The 20,484-nt window shown below is 35.1% G+C and carries 18 protein-coding genes; 8 read left to right on the top strand and 10 right to left on the bottom strand.

The window, feature by feature from the left end:
• Positions 1 to 262: 262 nt before the first annotated feature.
• Positions 263 to 1,267 carry a DUF3231 family protein gene (locus tag AC0C45_RS18570; protein ID WP_237893875.1) on the bottom strand — a complete coding sequence of 335 codons (1,005 nt, stop codon included), beginning with the start codon at positions 1,265 to 1,267 and terminating at the stop codon, positions 263 to 265.
• A 312-nt stretch (positions 1,268 to 1,579) separates the two neighbouring features.
• Here AC0C45_RS18570 and AC0C45_RS18565 point away from each other — a divergent pair, with 312 nt between their 5' ends.
• From AC0C45_RS18565 to ltrA, 3 genes are all read left to right on the top strand, one after another.
• Complete coding sequence (locus tag AC0C45_RS18565; protein ID WP_047933102.1) at positions 1,580 to 1,765, top strand: hypothetical protein; 186 nt, start codon at positions 1,580 to 1,582, stop codon at positions 1,763 to 1,765.
• A 108-nt stretch (positions 1,766 to 1,873) separates the two neighbouring features.
• A complete protein-coding gene (locus AC0C45_RS18560; RefSeq protein WP_095380514.1) occupies positions 1,874 to 2,143 on the top strand; it encodes a CPCC family cysteine-rich protein in 270 nt (89 codons plus the stop codon).
• Positions 2,144 to 2,778: 635 nt separating this feature from the next.
• Positions 2,779 to 4,428, top strand: a complete 1,650-nt coding sequence (gene ltrA / locus AC0C45_RS18555) for a group II intron reverse transcriptase/maturase (protein WP_472928487.1) — start codon at positions 2,779 to 2,781, stop codon at positions 4,426 to 4,428.
• Between the two features lie 611 nt (positions 4,429 to 5,039).
• On the opposite strand, the gene AC0C45_RS18550 is transcribed toward ltrA, so the two are convergent.
• Positions 5,040 to 6,196, bottom strand: a protein-coding gene (locus tag AC0C45_RS18550; RefSeq protein WP_472928485.1) for an IS3 family transposase whose coding sequence is annotated in 2 segments (ribosomal slippage) — positions 5,040 to 5,926 and positions 5,926 to 6,196 — 1,158 coding nt in all. Because the reading frame shifts where the segments join, the coding sequence is not laid out codon by codon here.
• A 536-nt stretch (positions 6,197 to 6,732) separates the two neighbouring features.
• Between AC0C45_RS18550 and AC0C45_RS18545 the strand changes: the two genes are divergently transcribed.
• From AC0C45_RS18545 to AC0C45_RS18535, 3 genes are all read left to right on the top strand, one after another.
• Complete coding sequence (locus AC0C45_RS18545; RefSeq protein ID WP_016766171.1) at positions 6,733 to 6,960, top strand: alpha/beta-type small acid-soluble spore protein; 228 nt, start codon at positions 6,733 to 6,735, stop codon at positions 6,958 to 6,960.
• Positions 6,961 to 7,394: 434 nt separating this feature from the next.
• The gene (locus tag AC0C45_RS18540; protein WP_047933096.1) at positions 7,395 to 7,604 is read left to right on the top strand and encodes an alpha/beta-type small acid-soluble spore protein; all 210 of its coding nucleotides are present in this window, start codon (positions 7,395 to 7,397) and stop codon (positions 7,602 to 7,604) included.
• A 335-nt stretch (positions 7,605 to 7,939) separates the two neighbouring features.
• Entirely contained in the window at positions 7,940 to 8,452 is a 513-nt protein-coding gene (locus AC0C45_RS18535; protein WP_047933094.1) for a DUF3231 family protein, read from the top strand.
• A gap of 733 nt (positions 8,453 to 9,185) precedes the next feature.
• On the opposite strand, the gene AC0C45_RS18530 is transcribed toward AC0C45_RS18535, so the two are convergent.
• The 7 genes from AC0C45_RS18530 to AC0C45_RS18500 all read right to left on the bottom strand — a co-directional run bounded on the left by AC0C45_RS18530 (position 9,186) and on the right by AC0C45_RS18500 (position 16,883).
• On the bottom strand, positions 9,186 to 9,746 hold the full coding sequence (locus AC0C45_RS18530; RefSeq protein WP_237893872.1) for a maltose acetyltransferase domain-containing protein: 561 nt from the start codon (positions 9,744 to 9,746) through the stop codon (positions 9,186 to 9,188).
• Positions 9,747 to 9,822: 76 nt separating this feature from the next.
• Positions 9,823 to 10,812: a carbohydrate kinase family protein gene (locus AC0C45_RS18525; RefSeq protein WP_237894136.1), complete on the bottom strand. Its 990-nt coding sequence runs from the start codon at positions 10,810 to 10,812 to the stop codon at positions 9,823 to 9,825.
• 53 nt (positions 10,813 to 10,865) lie between these two features.
• Positions 10,866 to 12,326, bottom strand: a complete 1,461-nt coding sequence (locus tag AC0C45_RS18520) for a glycoside hydrolase family 32 protein (protein ID WP_257064439.1) — start codon at positions 12,324 to 12,326, stop codon at positions 10,866 to 10,868.
• Between the two features lie 21 nt (positions 12,327 to 12,347).
• Positions 12,348 to 13,589: an MFS transporter gene (locus AC0C45_RS18515; RefSeq protein WP_237893871.1), complete on the bottom strand. Its 1,242-nt coding sequence runs from the start codon at positions 13,587 to 13,589 to the stop codon at positions 12,348 to 12,350.
• 178 nt (positions 13,590 to 13,767) lie between these two features.
• Entirely contained in the window at positions 13,768 to 14,616 is an 849-nt protein-coding gene (locus AC0C45_RS18510; RefSeq protein WP_221782535.1) for a carbohydrate ABC transporter permease, read from the bottom strand.
• Entirely contained in the window at positions 14,616 to 15,560 is a 945-nt protein-coding gene (locus tag AC0C45_RS18505; RefSeq protein WP_237893870.1) for a carbohydrate ABC transporter permease, read from the bottom strand. The genes AC0C45_RS18510 and AC0C45_RS18505 overlap by 1 nt, the downstream gene beginning before the upstream one ends.
• Before the next feature lie 21 nt (positions 15,561 to 15,581).
• Positions 15,582 to 16,883, bottom strand: a complete 1,302-nt coding sequence (locus AC0C45_RS18500) for an ABC transporter substrate-binding protein (RefSeq protein ID WP_257064375.1) — start codon at positions 16,881 to 16,883, stop codon at positions 15,582 to 15,584.
• 556 nt (positions 16,884 to 17,439) lie between these two features.
• Between AC0C45_RS18500 and AC0C45_RS18495 the strand changes: the two genes are divergently transcribed.
• Positions 17,440 to 18,414: a LacI family DNA-binding transcriptional regulator gene (locus tag AC0C45_RS18495; RefSeq protein WP_257064377.1), complete on the top strand. Its 975-nt coding sequence runs from the start codon at positions 17,440 to 17,442 to the stop codon at positions 18,412 to 18,414.
• A 560-nt stretch (positions 18,415 to 18,974) separates the two neighbouring features.
• Complete coding sequence (locus AC0C45_RS18490; protein ID WP_237893867.1) at positions 18,975 to 19,886, top strand: DMT family transporter; 912 nt, start codon at positions 18,975 to 18,977, stop codon at positions 19,884 to 19,886.
• Positions 19,887 to 19,967: 81 nt separating this feature from the next.
• On the opposite strand, the gene AC0C45_RS18485 is transcribed toward AC0C45_RS18490, so the two are convergent.
• Complete coding sequence (locus tag AC0C45_RS18485; protein WP_237893866.1) at positions 19,968 to 20,441, bottom strand: GNAT family N-acetyltransferase; 474 nt, start codon at positions 20,439 to 20,441, stop codon at positions 19,968 to 19,970.
• Positions 20,442 to 20,484 lie beyond the last annotated feature (43 nt).

Genomic DNA, 20,484 nt, shown 5'->3' with positions numbered 1-20,484 from the left:
ATATCAGTTGTATCAACGATGTATAAAAAGATGCATATTCTATAAAAGTGACTCTGTTCGAACCCTTACTCCCATAAGGGTTCTCTTTTTTGATGTGTACCGGAAGAGACATTATGTTAACTAGCAATGCATATCGTATACAGCTTAAAAATCGAAAAAACTACTGAACAGGGATCAGTAGTTTTTTCTGTTTCTTGAATGGTCAATAGTCAGTTGACGTTGCAGAGCGTCTTGAGTAGTTTGCTCAAAATATTAGATTTTATTATTTTTCTTTTGTTATTTCTTTTCTGTTAGGAGCAAGTGGTGGCTGTTCTAACCATTTATTTTTCACCATAATATCAAACCATTTTTTTGTTACCATTAAATTCTTTAGAATAACACTTTCGTAAGCAGCTACAAGATCTGTTCGCATGGCTGATGCTAACCCTGTTCCATGATACGCTTGTGCAGCTTGGAATAAGAAACCAATATGATACATCATTAATTTATCAGAAAAAGGAGAGTCTGGTGAAGTTGTTACTTCTGTCTCCCACGATTTAGGAACTGGTAAATTATCTGCGTGCATTATTTTTGAAAAGGCTTGTATTTGATCATCAGCTGTTTTCTCCGAATCCTCTAAAAATTTTCTTACTTCTTTTGATTGAGAGACCTGGCTAAATCCAATAGAAAGAGTTTTAGCCATAATGCTTTTTTTAAGGTTGAAAGAAATACTTATGATTTCTAATGCCGTTAACCGTCTGCCTTTCCCGAAAAACCCATCCGTAAAATCCTGGCTAGAAATATATTCAGGGTTCGTAGCAGGATAAAAATAAGGGTCCCTCTGAAACTCCCCTTTTTCAAGTAATAATTCAATCGTTTGATGATACATCCTTTTAGCATCATTATCACATGAATCGTAGAAGTGGCGTAAGTCTTCTCTGACAGAAACACCTAATGAGGTTGTATGTCCTAGCAAGCCATGTAACGTCATGATATGTAAATAATTTAAGCAGAATATGTCCGTGAACAATCTCTTGGTACCGTTATTAAGATCAGACTCAGTAAATCCAATTGGAACTGGAAACCCTTCGTTTTCTATAAAAGCTACAATTTGTTTTTTTTGTTTTGCGAAGGTCTTGATAGCATCTTCAAAAATGGTCTTTATTGACTCATCCTCAATAATAGAGAACATATATCGATTTACTACATCCGTCATTGTTCCGTTTACATACTCTCCCCATAGTGTCCCTATTTCAGAAGATGTGAGTTTTAACTTATTCTTATCCACATTATCACCTCTTGGATAATATTTACTAACTTATTAATAGATATGAATTTTTTCTTAACAAAAAAAGGTTTTCAGCATGTAATTTCCGATAATTGGCATTATGTTAACTAACTTTGTATATGTTATACACCCTTAAATTCTATTTTGATTGTATGTTACAATGTAATTATAAGGAAAAAGAGGTGTGTATAGGTATGTTAACTGCAGTAGTTTTAACTATTTCAATTTTATCTTTGGCTTGGATTGTAGGACAAAGAGAGCAGCAACGTGAAAAATAATTGATTAGAAGAAAAAGCAATTGAGGTGATTTATATGCAAAGACAACAAGGTATTACTGTACTTTTACTAATGTTAGGAATGGCATCTATTTCTTTAGGGATGGCCCTAAAGAATGTATTTGAGTACTCTCCTACTGTAGGATGGCTTTTAGGAACCCTAATATTGATAGTTAATTCTATTTATACAGGTAAAAATATAAAAAAGAAAAGTAATACATAATTAAATTTAGAAGTGCTTGGATAATTGTTATCCAAGCACTTTTTGTACCGATAATGGACCTTATGGTAACTTACGTCTATACGATTATGAAATGAGGTTAGTTAGTTTATGAATGGTAATTATACTTGCCCTTGCTGCGGATACAAAACACTAGATGAAGAACCACCAGATACCTTTGATATTTGTGAAATATGCTTTTGGGAAGATGATGGTGTGCAGTTTCAAGATCCTGACTTTGAGGGTGGAGCAAATGTTATATCATTAAGACAAGCACAACAAAACTTTGTAAAGTACGGAGCCTGTGATAAGGAAAGTTTAAAATTTGTAAGAAGCCCAAATAAATTTGATATAAAAGATTCGCAATGGAAACCTTTATAATTTCACTTACTTATTCCTAGAACGTGTTTTATGGTGCGACAAGAAGTCGCTTTCTTACAGTGTAGCTAACGCTACTCATCTAGACGCAGAGATGATCTCCATCCGAAACGGCATTCTTGGTAACGAGTCTGTCGGTTGCATGAGGAAATGTGGAAACAGAGGACAAATGCATGGTCCGGAATACTGCTAGGAGAAGATAGGTATGGTAAACGAAAGTGAAGGTTTATAAGCTTCGTCAGCGTTAGCTTAAGATAATGCATAAGTTTCGCTTAGGTTTTGGTAAGAGGAAAAGTAGAATCATAAAGCTACTCTAATGCGTCCCGCATCTTGCCCGGAGTAAAGAACCTGCCTACCCCCGTCGAATCTGGAGGAAGTGGAACTTGGTAAGCCCTACGTCATCTGCATAAGCAGTAGGATGACTGCAAAGTCAAACAATGTGACAGAGGGTATGGGATATGAGAAAAAGCTAAGGCCGTTACCCTGAAAAGGAACAGGAAAGCAGAATCATTGTATAACTGGACGGATACTGTCGGCTTTACAGACAAGGACAGGCTCGAAAGAGCGCCCACTTCTCATTGGTCTTCAACACGAAAATAAATTTGTGGCTATCTTCTAACGAAAAGGAGCGTGCTGTTATGAATACCTCTCTACGAGCGTCGGCGCACGTCTCGCATAAAGATTGGTACTCTATTGATTGGAGTATTATACAAAAATATGTAGCGAAGTTACGACAAAGAATTTATCGTGCCGAACAACAAAATCAACAAAGAAAAGTAAGGAAACTTCAACGTTTACTCCTTCGGAGTAAAGCAAATTTACTGCTTTCTATTCGCAGAGTAACACAACAAAATAACGGTAAGCGAACACCCGGTGTAGATGGCTACACGGCCTCAAAACCAAATGAACGTATCAATCTGTACAAACAACTAGTTCAACGCAATGTCTTTCGACATCGTCCAAAACCAGCAAAAAGAACATTTATTCCGAAGAAAAACGGAAAGCTACGACCTTTGGGCATTCCTACGATACGAGATCGAGTCTATCAAAACGTAGTAAAAAACGCACTCGAACCCCAATGGGAGTTTAAGTTTGAGCCCACTTCCTATGGTTTTCGTCCTAAACGAAGTACACACGATGCTATAAGTAATCTTTTTAATAAGCTTAACACCAATAGTAAGAAAAAGTGGGTGTTTGAGGGAGATTTCTTAGGATGTTTCGATCATCTTAACCATAATTGGATAATGGAACAAACATCTATGTTTCCGGGGAGCACTCTCATTAAAAGGTGGCTTAATATGGGATACATAGAGCAGGATATGCTTCGTATGACAACAGAAGGAACCCCTCAAGGGGGAATTGTGTCTCCCCTTCTAGCTAATATCGCCTTATGTGGTATGGAAGAAGAGATTGGTATTGTTTATAAAAAGACTTACAAACCAAACGGAGGATACGCAATTGATCCAAAATGTAAGATAGGGCGTGTTCTCTACGCAGATGATTTCGTCATCGTAACGGAAACGAAGGAACAAGCTGAAAGTATGTATGGGAAACTCACCCCTTACCTACGAAAACGAGGAATTACACTTAGCATGGATAAAACTAGAGTTACACATATTGAGGGCGGGTTTGATTTTCTTGGCTTCTCGCTGCGTCAATACAATACGGGACAAGGAAAGAAGTTATTTATCAAACCTAGCAGAGACAGCATTAAAAAGGCTAGAAACAAGATAAAAGATACGTTCTCTGTGATGAGAGGAAGACCAGTAAAAGAACTAATACGTGTTTTAAACCCGATTATTCGTGGCTACGGCCAGTATTGGAAACATGTCGTATGTAAAAAGACTTACAGCTATATGGACAATTATATTTTCCTAAAAGTGAGAAAACATCTTAAACAACTGCATCCAAAGAAGTCGAGAAAATGGATTAGCAAGCGTTATTTTAAGAAGCCCCACCACGGTGGAAATAATAAATGGATTCTCACATGTCCACTTACTAGCATTCAATTGTTAAAGATGTCCTGGATTAAGATAGAACGACATGTCATGGTAGCCTACAAAAACAGCCCAGATGATCCGAGTCTAAAAGAGTATTGGGAAAAACGAGACCGTAAGGTCTTTAACAATGAAAATACATTCGATAGGATGAAACTTGCAAGAAAACAAGGATATCGTTGTGCATTGTGTAAGCAGACTCTACAAAATGGAGAAAAAGTTACAGTGCGAAACCTAGAGGTTTCTACAGGTCAATTTGCTAAATTAGTACATGTACCATGTATTAAATAAGTTGTTCGGATAAAAAGAAGGCTTGAGCCGTATGACGGGAAATCTGTCACGTACGGTTCTTAGGGGGGCGGGCGCTCGTGAGAGTGCCTGCCTACCCGACTTAACTAAGGTTGTATATCATAGTCATCCTAAAAAACAGAAAAAACCTATCTGTTTCCAGTTAAAAGAGATAGGTTTTTTCTGTTCTATTGCTAAAGGATTTTCGTAGATGCCTCACGGCGTCTTGTTTACTTTGTTCAATTTAGTAAGAATTTATGTATAGAAAATAGAAAAACTACTGTTGCCTAATCATTAGTTTTCTCGAAATCATATATTGACCTGTAGATTAGGAAGCTCACGAAATAAAGGGTTATACAAAGAAACAGCAAAAAGCTCACCTTATATGACAAAAGATGAGCTTTTTGTTTGAAAAAGAAGCTGTATATTAAAGTAGTTTCTTTAAAAATAAGATGTTCATACATTTTTAATTAAATTTTGAAAAAAAGCTTCCTCCCTAAAGCCTCAACATTCAAAGATGAGTTTATTTTGATTATCTTGTAAATTTAGCCGTCGAAAACCCTACTGGACCTCGGGACTGACCCCTGATTTCGAGACAGGGATCAAAACACCTTTTAAACAGCCAGTTGTCGGTATTGTACCGGTGACTGGTTGTTTAGTTTCGTTTGAATACGGATATGGTTATAATAAGTAATGTAGCTTTCGACAGTTTGCTCTACGATGGCAGTCGTAGTACATGTTAACTCGTCGAGGTAAAACGTTTCAGACTTTAGGCTGGAATGAAACGATTCAATGGAGGCATTATCTGCAGGTGTCCCTTTGCGGGACATACTCATGATGATGCCTCTTTCTTTGACTTTTCGTTGATACGCATATGATGTGTAAACCGAACCTTGGTCGCTATGCAACGTACATCCCTCAGGTAAAGGAGGGAGTTGACGTAATGTATCTAAAACAAACTCTACGTTTTGACAATCACTCACTGAATACGCAATGATTTCACCATTAAATAAATCTTGAATACTTGAAAGATACAACTGTTTAGGTCCAAAAGGCAAGTAAGTAATATCGGTAACCAGCTTTTGAAGAGGGCGCTCTGCTCGGAAATTACGGTTTAACATGTTTTCTGCAACCTGATAAGGTTGTCCTGTTTGTTTCCGTTTTTTCCTTTTCACTCGGCATTGCCAACCGTATTTCTGCATAACACGCTGCACTACTTTATGGTTGATATGCATGGTTTGATTGAGTAACGCTGTAATTTTTCGATAGCCATATCGAAATTTATGTTTACGGCACTGCTCACCAACTTTTCGTTCTATCCATTTCTTTCCCTTTGTTTCTTCTCCTTGCTCATTTTTCTGCCAACGATAATAAGTGGATCGAGGAATATCCAGACACTGACAGATTTGAGAGATAGGCAGTTTCTCTTTTAATTCTTCTACTAAGTTCAATACAACTTCTGGTACCACTCCCTTTCCAACTCTTTGTACTTTTTTAAGACTTCAATCTGTTGCTTTAAATATCGATTTTCAGCTTCTAACTTTGATGGAGTATCTTGAGAATGAGCTCCTTTTCGAGGAGTGTATGTTTGCCCAACGGGCTGTGCCAGGCGATAGGATTCTCCATTTCTATGCCACCTCATCCATGTTTTGAGCTGTGTATAGTTGCGGATCTGTAAAGTTTCCATAACTTCTTTGATTGGTATTCCTGCCAATCTCATTTCAATTGCTTTTAATTTCACTTCTACTGGATAGCTAACTCTTTTTCCCATAGAAAAAACACCTCCAAGTTATTGTTAGGTACTACATACCCGTTTTTTACTTAAAGGTGTTTTTTTATTTGTCTCACTTTATGGGGTCAGTCCCCCTCATCAGTAGGGTTTTCTGCTTAAGAAGGTAGTTAGTGAATGAACTTCACTTCTAGAATAGTTTGTTCTATAAATTATATAATATACTTTAAATTCCTACTGAATATTATAGTGTAATTAACTGGCACATACATGTTATCTTTGAAGCTAGGGCTCTTTTCTGAATAGGAAAGGGTCCTTCTTCTTTTTATTTCTTCATTGATAAAATATCTTTTTCAAAAAAGGATTGCACTAGCAATTGCAATCCTTCTTCCACATGGCAAATAGTATTTTCACAAGGAAGTAAAGGAAATATTCTTCCCAGTTTGCATTGAGAACTTAATCCATCACGTTCTTTATTATCACGAAATAGGTGTCTTTTATTCAGCCAATACTTCCCTTGTATGCGATTGAGACAAAAACGTATGCTAGAAGTATACACATGGAGGAGGTGAAATAATATGTCAAACAATAGTGGAAGCCGTAATCAATTATTAGTACGCGGATCTGAACAAGCAATCGATCAAATGAAATATGAGATCGCTAACGAATTTGGTGTAAACCTTGGTGCTGAAGCAACTGCACGTGCAAATGGTTCAGTAGGTGGCGAAATCACAAAACGTCTTGTAGCTACAGCTCAACAACAATTAGCTGGTGGATTTTCAGGACAATCAGGTACTTCTCGCTAATTTTGAGGCTTACATTTAAATTTAATACCCTTTATGGCTTTAGCTACCTGCTTCATAGGCAGGTAGCTTTTTTATGTATTTTATTTTTTTACAAAAAAAGAAGCTCCTACGCAGAAGTAGCTTCTTTTGCTATCGTTATCTCAATTTTAAAAAATGTTAAGTAGGTCTCACCCCGATTAACGTTAAAAAAGAAATTAATTATATATAAGAGCATGGAAAAAGAATGACAAACGAGGTGTCATTCTTTTTCCTACACATGGCAAGTGTATAGATTTTATAACAAGGAAATGAAACATGTAATTCCACTTTTTACAGCGTAATTTGTTTCTACCCTTTAGTATAGTCAATGGATGAGGATTTATTCATCCATTAATTACCATGTATGTACTCCTTGTATAATAGGGAACTTAAGAAAAACAAGGAGGTGACACAACATGGCAAACAACAACAGTGGTAGCCGTAACGAATTATTAGTAAACGGTGCTCAACAAGCAATTGACCAATTAAAATACGAAATCGCTAGCGAATTTGGTGTAAACCTTGGTGCTGATACGACTTCACGTGCAAACGGATCAGTAGGTGGCGAGATCACTAAGCGTCTTGTACAAATGGCTGAGCAACAACTTGGCGGAGGACGTTTCTAAGACAACTTTATAATGATGGCTGAAGGAAGAATGGGTATCCCTTCTTCCTTTTATTATGGAGACTTTCTATTATCATAGGCAAAAGGCCGAATAAAAAAGCATATATAAACCAAAATAAAAAAACTGCCCAAGAAGGCAGCTCTCTTTATAACAAGGGTATTGTGGTCGATACCCGTCTATGCATCTTGATTAGTTTACCTAAAATAGTGAATAGTATTCCTTCATAAAACTACCTTTTGTATATATAAGAATAATAAAACAAGGTATGGAGAAGTTAAGCATGTGCATAGTGAGAAAGGTTGCACATTATTATGAATACGTTAAGGAGGATAACAATGGGTATTTTAAGTGGAAATCCTACAGATGAACCCATGCATTATGGTGAGGTGTTTGGAGCATGGTCGTTTCTCTCTGCTTCCAAAGGGTTAGTAGCTGGTTATCAAACATTTCTAAATCATGTAGGAGACAAGGAGCTACATAAGTTAGTTCAGGACACAATTGAACAATGCCAGCAAGAAATGAAAGGTGTAGAGACTCTATTAAAAGAGAATGGTGTGGCTTTACCTCCAACTCCACCTGAACGTCCAGAAGCCTGCTTAGATGATATTCCAGTAGGTGCACGTGTTCAAGATCCAGAAGTCGCTGCAGCTATCTCAACGGATATAGCTGCTGGTCTAGTTGCTTGTAGCCAATTGATCGGCCAATCCATTCGTGAAGATATTGCTGCCATGTTTGCACAAATTCACATGCAAAAAGTAGCTCTTGGTGGAAAGTTTTTACGACTTAACAAAGAAAAGGGCTGGTTAGTTCCTCCACCACTTCATAAGTCTAAACAAACGGATTGTTAACTATTAGATCTAGATTTCCATCAATAAAAAGATGTTTCTTAGCAAATAGAAACATCTTTTTTATTTTCCACAAATCCCAGTATGGTAACTATATATGTATACGATATACAGCTTAAAAATAGAAAAACCTACCTGTCGCAACAAAGGTAGGTTTTTCCTTTATGAAACTTTTGGGTAGAAAGCTAATAAGCTTCTTGAATAGTTTGCTCATATATTTGGTTATTAAACCTATGTTATTAATTGTATTCCACAATGTTTTTTGTATAAAATAAAAAGGAGGAACAATACGCAATGAAATTGTCCCTCCAAAGCAGAAAATAAACAAAACATGCTGCATATACAATGTTTTGTCGTTAATCGATAGTATACCATGAGAATGATGGCTCATAACCTTTGATACACTCATGTATATAAAATGACATATGGTGTAGTCTTAATGAAACATTAGTCACAAAATAAGCAGCATTCTGTAATAAAATATAGAATATTGCTTAGTTGGGAAGCGTAGTTACAAAAGACATCCCTCTAATGCCTGCTGTAGGAAATTCATGTAAAGTAATTAAGAAAATCTAGTTAAAAAAACAATATCTGCATGTTTAAACCCTTTTACTTTTATAGAAGGGTTTTTTCCCCATCCATATATTCAATTTAATCACCAATTAACTAATAAGTTAGAAATTCAGATCTCATTTAACGTACTGTTACTAAAATTTAGTGAAATAGCCTTATAAACTTAATTCTCAATTCTTTTAATGATTTTCGCTGGATTTCCTCCCACCACTACATTGTTAGGTACATCTTTAGTCACTACTGATCCAGATGCAATAACAACATTGTTTCCTATCGTCACTCCTGGATTTATCACTGAACTTCCACCAACCCATACATTGTCTCCAAAAATAATTGGTTTTGCGTATTCCTTTCCTGAATTCCGTTCATTTGGATCAATTGGATGAGTTGCTGTATAGATATGTACACCCGGGCCAAGTAAACAATTATCTCCAAATCTCACTTCACAAATGTCTAGGATGACACAATCAAAGTTTGCAAAAAAGTTTTCGCCAACAAATATGTTATAGCCATAGTCAACTCTAATATTTGGTTCAACGTATACGTTTTCCCCAGTAGAACCGAATAAATCTTTTAATAATTTAATACGCTTATTACCTTCACTCTCTAAAGTTTCATTATATATTCTAACCTGCCTTCTAGCATGTTCTCGATCCTTTCTTAATTGTGGGTCTGCAGGATTATACATTTCTCCACCTAACATCTTTTCTTTTTCAGTCCTCATTATTTAAACCCTTTCTTTTAACCCCTACTTATATTGTGAATTCCAAACTAATTCCCAATTATAGATACATATTTTCTTAAACTAATCTGCCTCTTTGAGTAGCAATAAAATTCATTATATGTTGTTTTCCAGGTGCTGCGTGAATCGCTCCTTTTACTGAGGCAGTAAGTGCCCCACTTGCATTAGCAAAGGTAAGCAATTGTTGATGGTGTTCACTCACTTTTTGACATAGATTGTCACTAGATATATCAATTGAAAGCAATTCAGATAAAAAACCACCTATAAATGCATCACCTGCTCCGGTTGTATCTGAGACAGTTATTTTAAATCCTTTATCCTCAAATTGTTCTCCATTTTTCAAATAAATAATGGCTCCATCTTTTCCTTTTGTATAAACTACTACTTTTACATTGCCAACAAAAAGGGAGTTAATAGCTTCTCTTTCTTCTCTAATGTTAGTTATAAAAAATAGTTCTTCATCCGATACTTTCACGATATCTGCTAAAGGTAAAAAGTCTAGAATTGTTTGGCGACAGCTTTCTTTATCAGGCCATAAGGGAAGACGAACATTGGGATCAAAACTGACAATTCCCCCTATTTTTTGAAAACTATCTATTACTTTTACATGAGTTTGTTTCATTGGACTTTCGACTAAATCTACAGAACAAAAATGAAGAAGGTCTCCCTTATCAAACCACTCTACTTTCACTTCGTTTGGTAAAAGTAATAAGTCAGCTGAATTCTTTCTATAAAAACTGAAGTCTCTATCACCCAATTTATCTACAGATACGAATGCCAAACCGGTCTCTCCTTCATTACATCGAATAATGTAGGAAGTATCTACTCCATTTCCTTCAAGCACATCTACTAAATAATCACCAAAGCTATCATTAGCTATTTTCGTTAGCATTACAGAATTCCCCCCGTATTTTGCAATCGCAATTGCAACGTTCATAGGAGCTCCCCCAGCTACGCGTTCAAAACTAGTAACTTCTTTTAAAGACTTTTCTTTTTGAACAGGAATAAAATCAATTAATGTTTCACCAATACAAAAAACTTTTTTCAACATCCTCACCCCAAAACAATGAACAAGTGTACAAACACTTGTTCATTCATAATTTATTTCCAGATATCCTTTAACTTCCAATATGTTAACTCCTTAACTCTTACATCCTCGCCATCTGCAAACACTTCAATGCCTAATCTATCTTCAGATGGATAAATACGACTTGTCATAGTTGCTTGTCCTTCATTTGCAAATACTTCAATAGAAGATCGATCAATGAATATGCGTAAGGAAAGCTCTTGATTTGCTCTAAGAATGGTATTTCTCACACCATCTTCAGCTTTACCAGACTTAGAACAATCGAGTTTTAGTGTTTGTTTGTCCAAGTGATACGTTAATACAGTCTCTTCCTGGTTAACTCCACGAATTCTTATTCCAACAGACTGAGCGTTACAATTAGTTAAGTCAAACACAGCTTTTATTTCAAGTAAATCATCGTTTGTTTCTATTAAATGGCTATTAGAAATCACATTGGTAAGTGTGTTATGTTCAACCTCACGTAATAAGTTTAATTCTTCCACAGGATTCATTAGAACTTTATCATTCTCTCCTAATGTAACTTCACGTGGCAATGTAAGGGCCCCACACCATCCATCTTCTTTTGTCGGCATATCTGATTCCCACATATCCATCCAACCAATAGCAATTCGACGTCCTTTTTCATCTAATAACGTTTGAACTGCATAAAAATCATGTCCATTGTCTAACTCATTAAATGATCCGTGCATAAACTCGTTTGTTTCGTAATTGTAATCTCCAATTAAATATCCCGTTTGGAATAGATTGTTGTATAAGTCCCCATCTTTTTTAATCCCTTGTGGAGAAATCATGAGAACATATTTTCCATCTAATTCGAAGAAATCTGGACATTCCCACATAAATCCGAGCTTTTCGTTTCCTTGTGCCAATACACCAATGTATGACCACTTACGTAAATCTGGAGAACGATATAAAATTACTCTGCCCACATTCTCCTTCGTCGAATTTCCTACTACCATATACCAACTATCTTTGTGCTTCCATACTTTAGGATCTCGGAAATGATGACTACTATCCGTAGGCGGTTTAGGGATTACTGGATTTTCTGCTATCTTATGAAATGTTAAACCATCGGTACTAACAGCAAGATTTTGATTTTGATAAAATAAATCTTTTTCTTTGTCCACATAGTGATGACCTGTATAGATCAACGTTAATTCACCATCATTATCTACAGCGCTTCCCGAGAAACACCCGTTAGTATCACAAGCATCACCAGGAGCTAAAGCGATAGGCAAGTGTTCCCAATGTACAAGATCTTTACTCTTTACATGTCCCCAGTGCATTGGACCCCAGTTTTCATCGTAAGGATGATGTTGATAAAATACATGATATTCTCCTTTATACTGTACCAAGCCATTTGGATCATTGATCCAGTTGGCAGGTGCCATAATATGATAACCTAACCGATAACGGTTATTTACTCCTTCTCTTGCAGTATCCAATGCTTCTTGCGCTTGCTGAAGTTTGTTTATTGTGAACATTCTAACATCTCCTTATATAACTTGTTTTATGTCCTTTATATCTCCTTCTAAACCTTTGCTTTTATTAGAACTTAATAAAGTAAACATTGAAATAATCGTAAAACATAGGACCATTGTGCCTAGAATAAGGTAAGTATGACGGAAACCTATCATGTCGTATAATTTACCTGCAAAAGGTGATAACAGGGATGCACCTATTTGAGAGGCAGCCTGAAATCCAACTAAATATAAAACAGAAGATAGTCTTGTATCGAAGTTAGCTGCAAAATATTTAAAAATAGCAATCAACATAATAGGTAATTCTAATGCATGTATTAATTTCATTGAAGAAATACCAATTGGCCCTACTACAAGCCCCGAACCAATAATACGAAGTGCCATTAGAAGACCGGCTAATAATAGTCCATTTTTGGCTCCAATTTTATTTACAATGAAAGGTGCAATAAACATCATTCCAGCCTCTAAAAATACTTGAAAAGAACTTAAATATCCAAACACCTGGTTCCCTGTGGCTTCAGTAGCGAATAAAGATGTGTAGTAAATTGGAAATTGTTGATCGTACACACTATATACACACGTTACTCCAATCACATACATCATCAAAAACCAAAATTTCTTTAAAAGAAAAAGTTGTCCAACATCCTTTAATTTAACGGATTCAGCTTTTTCTAATTCATAGTTTGTAACTTCTATTTTCACTGATAAAATAATTCCAACTAAGATAATTGCTGAAACAGATGCCACCCAAAAGTTGATATTTGGGTTAATGTTAAATAGCTGACCTGCAAAGAAGGTTGCTGACGCCCAACCTAAAGAACCCCACATTCTAGACTTTCCGTATTCAAAATCGTATTTGCGGCTAACTTTTTCAACATAGGTTTCAATAGCGCCAATACCTGCAGAAATACCAATGCCTAAATAAATAGCTCCCACAGCTGCACCTAAAATCACATTATATTTTAATAGTGGTCCATATATATAAATATAAAATGGTCCTACAAATACAAGCAGTAAACTAATAAAAGATAATATATTTTTCTTTAGGCCTATTTTGTCAGAGATATAACCATATACAGGCTGTATACACAATGCGAATATAGCGTTTACAGAGAAAATCAAACCTGTGGCTGATCCACTTAAATTTAATTCTTGTTTTAACCAAATAGGAAATAAAGAGGCGCTAGAAGACCAAGTAAAAAAGAAGAAGAAAAAATAAGCACTTAACTTCCAATAGAGAACTTTTGAACTTTTCATGTTTGTTGCTCCTTTAACTAGATATATAGAATCTTTGAAACAAAAACTGAAAGCACTTTCACATTGATTTTAGGTCAACCGGTTTCATAAGTCAATGCTTTTATGTCAACCGGTTGACATTTATTTTAAAAATTACCCATAGATAGGTATTGTTTTCGAAGCAATAATCTAATTTTCCTTATTTAATACCTGTTCCTGAACCACCAATCCCTTCTAAAATATAACGCTGAGCCACTATATAAATAAGAATTAATGGAATGGTGGATATTGTTAAAACAGCCATAACTTGATTCGTGTAAACTGGCTCCGTACTATTGATGGCTGTTATTGCTACTTGAATCGGAAATTTTGACTTGTCTGTTAAAACCATTAAAGGCCAAATATAATCATTCCAACTTCCGATAAAGGCTAAAGTTCCAACTGTAGCAACAGCCGGTTTAGACATCGGGAGCATAATTCTCAAGAATATTTGCCACGTATTTGCCCCATCCAATTTGGCTGATTCAATAATCTCTGCTGGAATAGCCATAAAAAAGTTCCGGAATAGATAGATATTGAATGCCCCTGCTAAGGCAGGAAGGATTACGGCGAGACGAGTGTCTACTAATCCCAGCTTGTGAACTATAGTAAATTGTGAGATTAAGATTGTTTCAAGTGGTACGATTAAAAGCGCCAATAAAAGACCAAACAGCACTCTTTTTCCATTAAAATTCAATTTAGCGAACGCATAACCTGCCATCCCATTGATAATGACAGAACCTGCAGCTACACATAAACCATAAAACAAGCTGTTTATTATATAACCAAGTAAATGAAAACGTGACAGAACTTGCTTATAAGATATAAACCAATCTGACGGATGAAAGGAAGGTAGGAAAGCCTTAATACTGTTCATATTATTATAAACTTCTGCTTCAGGTTTCATTGAGGACGCAATCATCCAAAACAATGGGAATATAAATAATACTGCCAGCAAAACTAAACAAATGTATTCTAGAATTGTTAAAGGCCCGAATTTTCGTCGCATTATTCATCTTCCTCCTTCACTAATTTCCGTTGCGCTAGCGTAACTAATCCAATAATTGTTCCAAATAGAAGAGCAATTGAACTAGCATATCCGACCATTCGATCCGTAAAGCCAGTTTGATAAATGTAATACACAACTGTCATCGTGGAGTTTACTGGCCCACCTTGTGTCATAACCATTGGTTGGACTAATAATTTAAACGCACCAATTAATGTCGTAATAAATATAAAAATAGAAGTTGGCTTTAATAATGGTAACGTAATATAAATAAAGCGTTGCCATTTATTCATTCCATCTAGCTGTGCAGCTTCATAGACGTCTCCGGGTATATTTTGCAAACCTGCTAGGAAAATTAACATTTGAAAGCCAGCCCCCTGCCATGCTGACACAAAAACAATTGTAAACATAGCCTGTTTAGGGCTCGTTAAGAACGGTTGAGCTGATATACCAAAATAAGTGAGTACATTGTTTATAATTCCTTCATTTGGATTTAACAGATACAGCCAAAGAACTGAGATAACAACGAGCGACATTACCACAGGACTAAAGTAAGCTACTTTAAAAAATGTGTTAGCTTTCCGTTGTTTGTTTAATAGGAGGGCCAGCCCAAGAGCTGCCCCTATTTGTAAAGGAATTACCCAAACGACAAATTCCAGTGTATTTGCCAAGCTTTTTAAAAAAATAGAATCTTGAAATAAATTGATAAAGTTGTCTATTCCTACAAATTTGCGCATATCAGGTGTTAAAAGATAATAATCCGTAAATGCATAGTAGACAGACATAACAGCTGGGATAATAAGAAACAGCAATAAAAGCAATAATGCTGGTCCTAAAAATGTATAAGCTACTACATTTTCTTTCCATTTAATTTTATTTTTGATGTTTTTTTCTGTTCTTGGAAATGTGTAAAGAGTCTTATTTCCTTTTAATCCACTTTTAATCATAATACCTCCTTCTAGCTGCTTTTATCGATTAGATTTATCGATAGCTGCTTGCATTTCTGTAGCACGTGTATCTAAGACTTTTTTAATGTTTTTGTTTTGATCATAGAAACTGATATCATCAATTGTTTGTTGGAAAGCACGTGTTACTTGTGGATATGCTGGTGTTACTGGTCGAGCGTGTCCTGATTCCTTTAATTGCTTCATAAACACATTCATTTGATCCGAAAATTCTTTTGTAAGTACTTTTTCAGAAGAGTAACGAACTGGTAGTGCTGCAATTGTACGACTTAATTCTAAATTCGAATCTTTATTTGTCATCCAATCTACTAGTTTAGCAGACCATTCTTTATTTTCAGATTTCTGTGTCATTGCAAACTGCCAACTTCCTGAAGGTGAAACTAGTTTTTTTGTTTTTGGTGATACAGGATAAGGCATCACACCATAGTCAACTTTTTGAAAGTTTGTTTCCATATCCGTTACTGTCCATACACCACTAAACTTCATTGGATACTTTTCTGTTTCAAAAGCTTGTTTGACTGGAGTACGCGTTGTATAACCTTCTTTTAGCATCGTTTGAATAAAAGTCATGGCTTCAACACTAGGCTTTTTATTAAACACACCTTCTGCTTTGGTACCATCTTTTGAGAGAATTTCTCCGCCTGCAGACCATACAAATGGCGTTAGTGCATACGTTAACATTTCATCTTTTGATTGTAATTGCATATCGATAGCCGGTTTATTATATTTTTCTTTCAACGTTTTACAAAGAGCCATGAATTGATCCCATGTCCAAGGATTATCAACTGTCGGTAACGTATTTAAATCAACGCCTGCGTCTTGTAGCATTTTTTTATTGTAGTAAATTCCCACGGATGATTCACTCGCACCAATCGCATACAATTTGTCTTTGTATGTTCCTTGTTGCTTGATACTCGGTAGTAAATCATCTTGTTCTTTCACGTAATCATCTAGTGGAGCAATGATTCCAGATTTTGCGTAAGCAGCCGTATTTGGCCCATCCAATGTAATAACATCTGGTAATGTATCCGTTGTCAACGCTGCGTTTACTTTATCTTCATACCCTCCACCGTTCCCACTACGTGGAATAAATTCGATTTTAGCTTTAACATTTTTAGATGCATACTTCTTGTTAAAAGCATCAACTCGTTTTTTATACACCTTACCTTCTTCACTATCATCTGATACGTGTACCCACATTGTAATCATTTGTTTGCCGTCACTGTTTACGCTTTTCCCCTTACTACAACCTGCTATAGCAAGAATTAGTAATAAAGATATACCTACTAAAAACCATTTCTTCATACGTTCCAGTCCCCCTTATTTCTCCTTATTCACAACAAATATATAAAAGCGCTTTCAAGGAGTATTTTATGTCAACCGTTTACATATGTCAATCGGTTGACATTTTTTTTTTTTGAAATATCAAACTTTTCGTTTCTATCCTTAAAACGAAGGTATAATATATTAGAATATATGCATTATCAATATCTCGTTCATAATAAATGTTAATGTTCGTTCGATATAAGCCAATAGTAATTAACCTCTAATTCTTGCACATGTTAGAGATATTTTCTACAATAAGTCCGTACCAAGTAAACTTTAATTAATAAAAACATTCCTCACAATAAACTATTTCAAAACACAGGAGTTTTATTAATCTGGAAATTATAAAGCTGTCAAAGGAGGAATTAATGTTAATCGTTATAAAGTATTTATCTAATGTTTAATAAGCTATTTCCTTAACCTAAATAAAAAATTTATTATGTAATTAAAAATATAAAAGCTTATTTAAATAACAAAGAAAAAAATCCTAATATAATATTAAAAAGTGGTATTTAGTGGGGTAGGAGGAAATAAAATGAAACCTAATATCCATGACGTAGCAAAAGTTGCAGGAGTTTCATCCACAACCGTTTCACGTGTCTTAAATAATCGAGGGTACATAAGTGAAAAAACAAAAGATAAGGTTTATAAAGCAATGGAGGAAATTAATTATTTTCCAAACGATTTAGCGCGTTCCTTATTTCATAAAAAAACAAATTTAATAGGATTGATTATACCCAATTCAAGTAACCCATTTTTCGGTGAACTTGCCTTTCATATTGAAAGTGTTTGTACATCGCTAGGTTATAAATTATTGCTTTGTAACAGTTTAAACCGTATGGATAAAGAGGAAAAATACTTAGAAATGCTTATACGAAACCAGGTAGATGGGGTCATTGTTGTAACATACAACCGAGGAGTCCTAGATTATCATAAACAAAATTTACCCATCGTAGCGATTGATCATTATTTATCTGAAAAGATTCCTGTTGTAGGATCCGATAATTATGATGGAGGAAAAAAAGCTACAGAGTTGTTAATAAAGAAACAGTGTGAAAATATCATTCATATTAATGGCCCACTCGATCTGGAAACGCCGGCAAACTTAAGAAGAAAAGCGTATGAGGATGTTATGAAGGGATACGGGAAATCACCAATTACATATGAAGTCTCTCCTCAAAAGAGTCGTGAGGAGGTAATTGCTAAGCTTTTTGATGACCATCCAGAAGTAGACGGTATTTTTGCAAGTGATGATCTAATTGCGGCTGCTGTCATAACAGAAGCTAGAAAAAGAGGGAAAGATATACCGACTCAATTAAAAGTGATTGGTTACGACGGAACAGAAACAGTAAAGGCTATACTACCAGAACTAACGACCATACAACAGCCTATTCAGTCTATTGCAAAAGTAGCAATAGACATTTTATCTAAAGAGATTGAAGGCGAATTTACCAATATAGAACTTGAAACCTATCTTCCTGTTAAGCTCTTAGAAGATGGAACTACTTAAATAAATTTATAACATTTACAAAGGAAAAAGTTTTCTCTTAAAGACCTGAAGCAATTTATTCTTAATTTAGAGTGATTAAAATAGCTATCTTTTCCCAAAGATCTCGAGCTTGGTTGTCTCAGAAAGTTTAAGAAATTAGGATGCGAAAAATTTCATACACAAGCAAAAGGATCCTTGTTAGAGGCCTCCGGTGTAGATTCTTTTGTCTGATTCCTTTAAGAGACATTATGGCAACTAAAGGCGTATGCTTTTTTGAACTCTCTTCATTTATAGAAGGAATTCCTCAATCTTCTTTTTTATAAATTAAAGTTTTACCTTTTACGTTTAGTGGGGGGCAAATACTTTATTTGTCGTCAATTAGAGTAAATGGTAAAACTAATCATTCTAACGAAATACTTTACTATTTACTTAACTAATATCATATTATGGGCACTCTAAATATTTATAATATATGAATTTTGTGTATCAATTTCTCTCTAAATGAAAATCACCAAGTTTGATATGGTAATATTTAGATGATTCATTTTGTTAGTAAAATCAACTGAGAGGGAGCTTGTAGCATGACAAATTTCATGTACATATTTTGCCTGTTTGCATGGGGGTTGAATTTTATTGCTGTAAAAATTCAAGGCACCCCTGTAAGTCTGGAATTATCTTTAACTTATCGTCTTCTTATTACAGCTGTCCTATTTATTATTCTAGGTGCTTTCTTACGCCCTAAAGGTATACCTCAAAAGAAGGATGTTCCCTTCATTCTCATATTTAGTATTTGTAACTTTATGTTAAGTTACCTATGCCTCTACTATGCAACCATTCTAAGTTCAGCAGCCATGGTTACATTAATCTTTTCTTTAAAAGTTATTCTAACTCCTATTGCCCTACGTATCTTTCTAAAAGAAAGCTTTCATCCACGTATCTTACTTGGTGGACTATTAGGCGTTGCAGGTGTCTGTATTTTGCTCTATCCAAGTATGGGAGACATTCATGGGTTAGCTGATTTAAAAGGAATGATGATTGCCTTTTTAGGGACTGTTATTACAGCCCTTGGGGATGCTGCCTCAGCAAGGAACGCAACGAAAAAAGTAAACCCACTATATGCAAATGCGATAGGCTTTACAGTAGGTGGCTTATTATTAGGTGGAGTTGTAATCTTTCAAGGTCAGGAAATTAGTTTCCCAACATCGACTTCCTATTGGTCAGGTTTACTTTACTTAACAATTATCGCCTCTTTTGGTGCATGGCTATTTTATCTAAAGCTTGTCGAAAGAATTGGTGGGGCCAAAAGTGGATATATGGTCGCTCTTTTTCCAGCTATAGCAGGAGTTGCTTCTGTTGCTATTGGCGAATCTAATCCATCTGTCTATCTTTTAATTGGATGTATCTGTAGTTGTCTGGGAGCTGGAATTGCTCTCGGTTTAGGTTCATATCTATCCAAAATAGCTCTAAAAACAAATAAATCTGTAAGTAAATAAGAAATATAAAATCATACTAATAACTACGAAGAATCTTATATAGATTCTTCGTAGTTATTTTAGTTATTAATTAACCTTAAATTAAACTAAATGTTTTACAAATAGAACCCGATCCTGATTAACTCCATCATAGTTAGTATGTAAAGATACATTGTCTAAATTCTTATCGCCTTGTTCAATCTTAAATCCCATATTTGTATGATAAGCAATTGAGGTTTTATTAACAGGAGACGTTACACATCGAATAGTATTTCGTCTATTTTGTTTAATAATATCAAAAAAATGACTATATAACTGTTTTCCAATCTTCTTTCCTCTATATTCTGGATGAACTCCGACAAAATGAATATATGCTTCATTCATATGGGATTGAGATAAGAAACCAATTAGAAACCCTCTAATTTTACCTTCTTCTTCAGCAATAAAACTTGTATTTTGAAAATGATCAAAAAATAGTTTTGGCAACATATCAGACATTTGTCTACCCTTCCACCACTCATTAATTAATGGAGATATTACGTAATAATCTGCTCCCTCTACTGAACGAATTTTCATTCTAACCTCTCCCTATTTCATTTATAAATTTACTCAAGTTAAT

This window comes from Priestia sp. VA7 (genome assembly GCF_055710015.1).
Note: the sequence above shows the minus strand (reverse complement) of the source record. Positions and strands in the feature narration are given on the sequence as shown.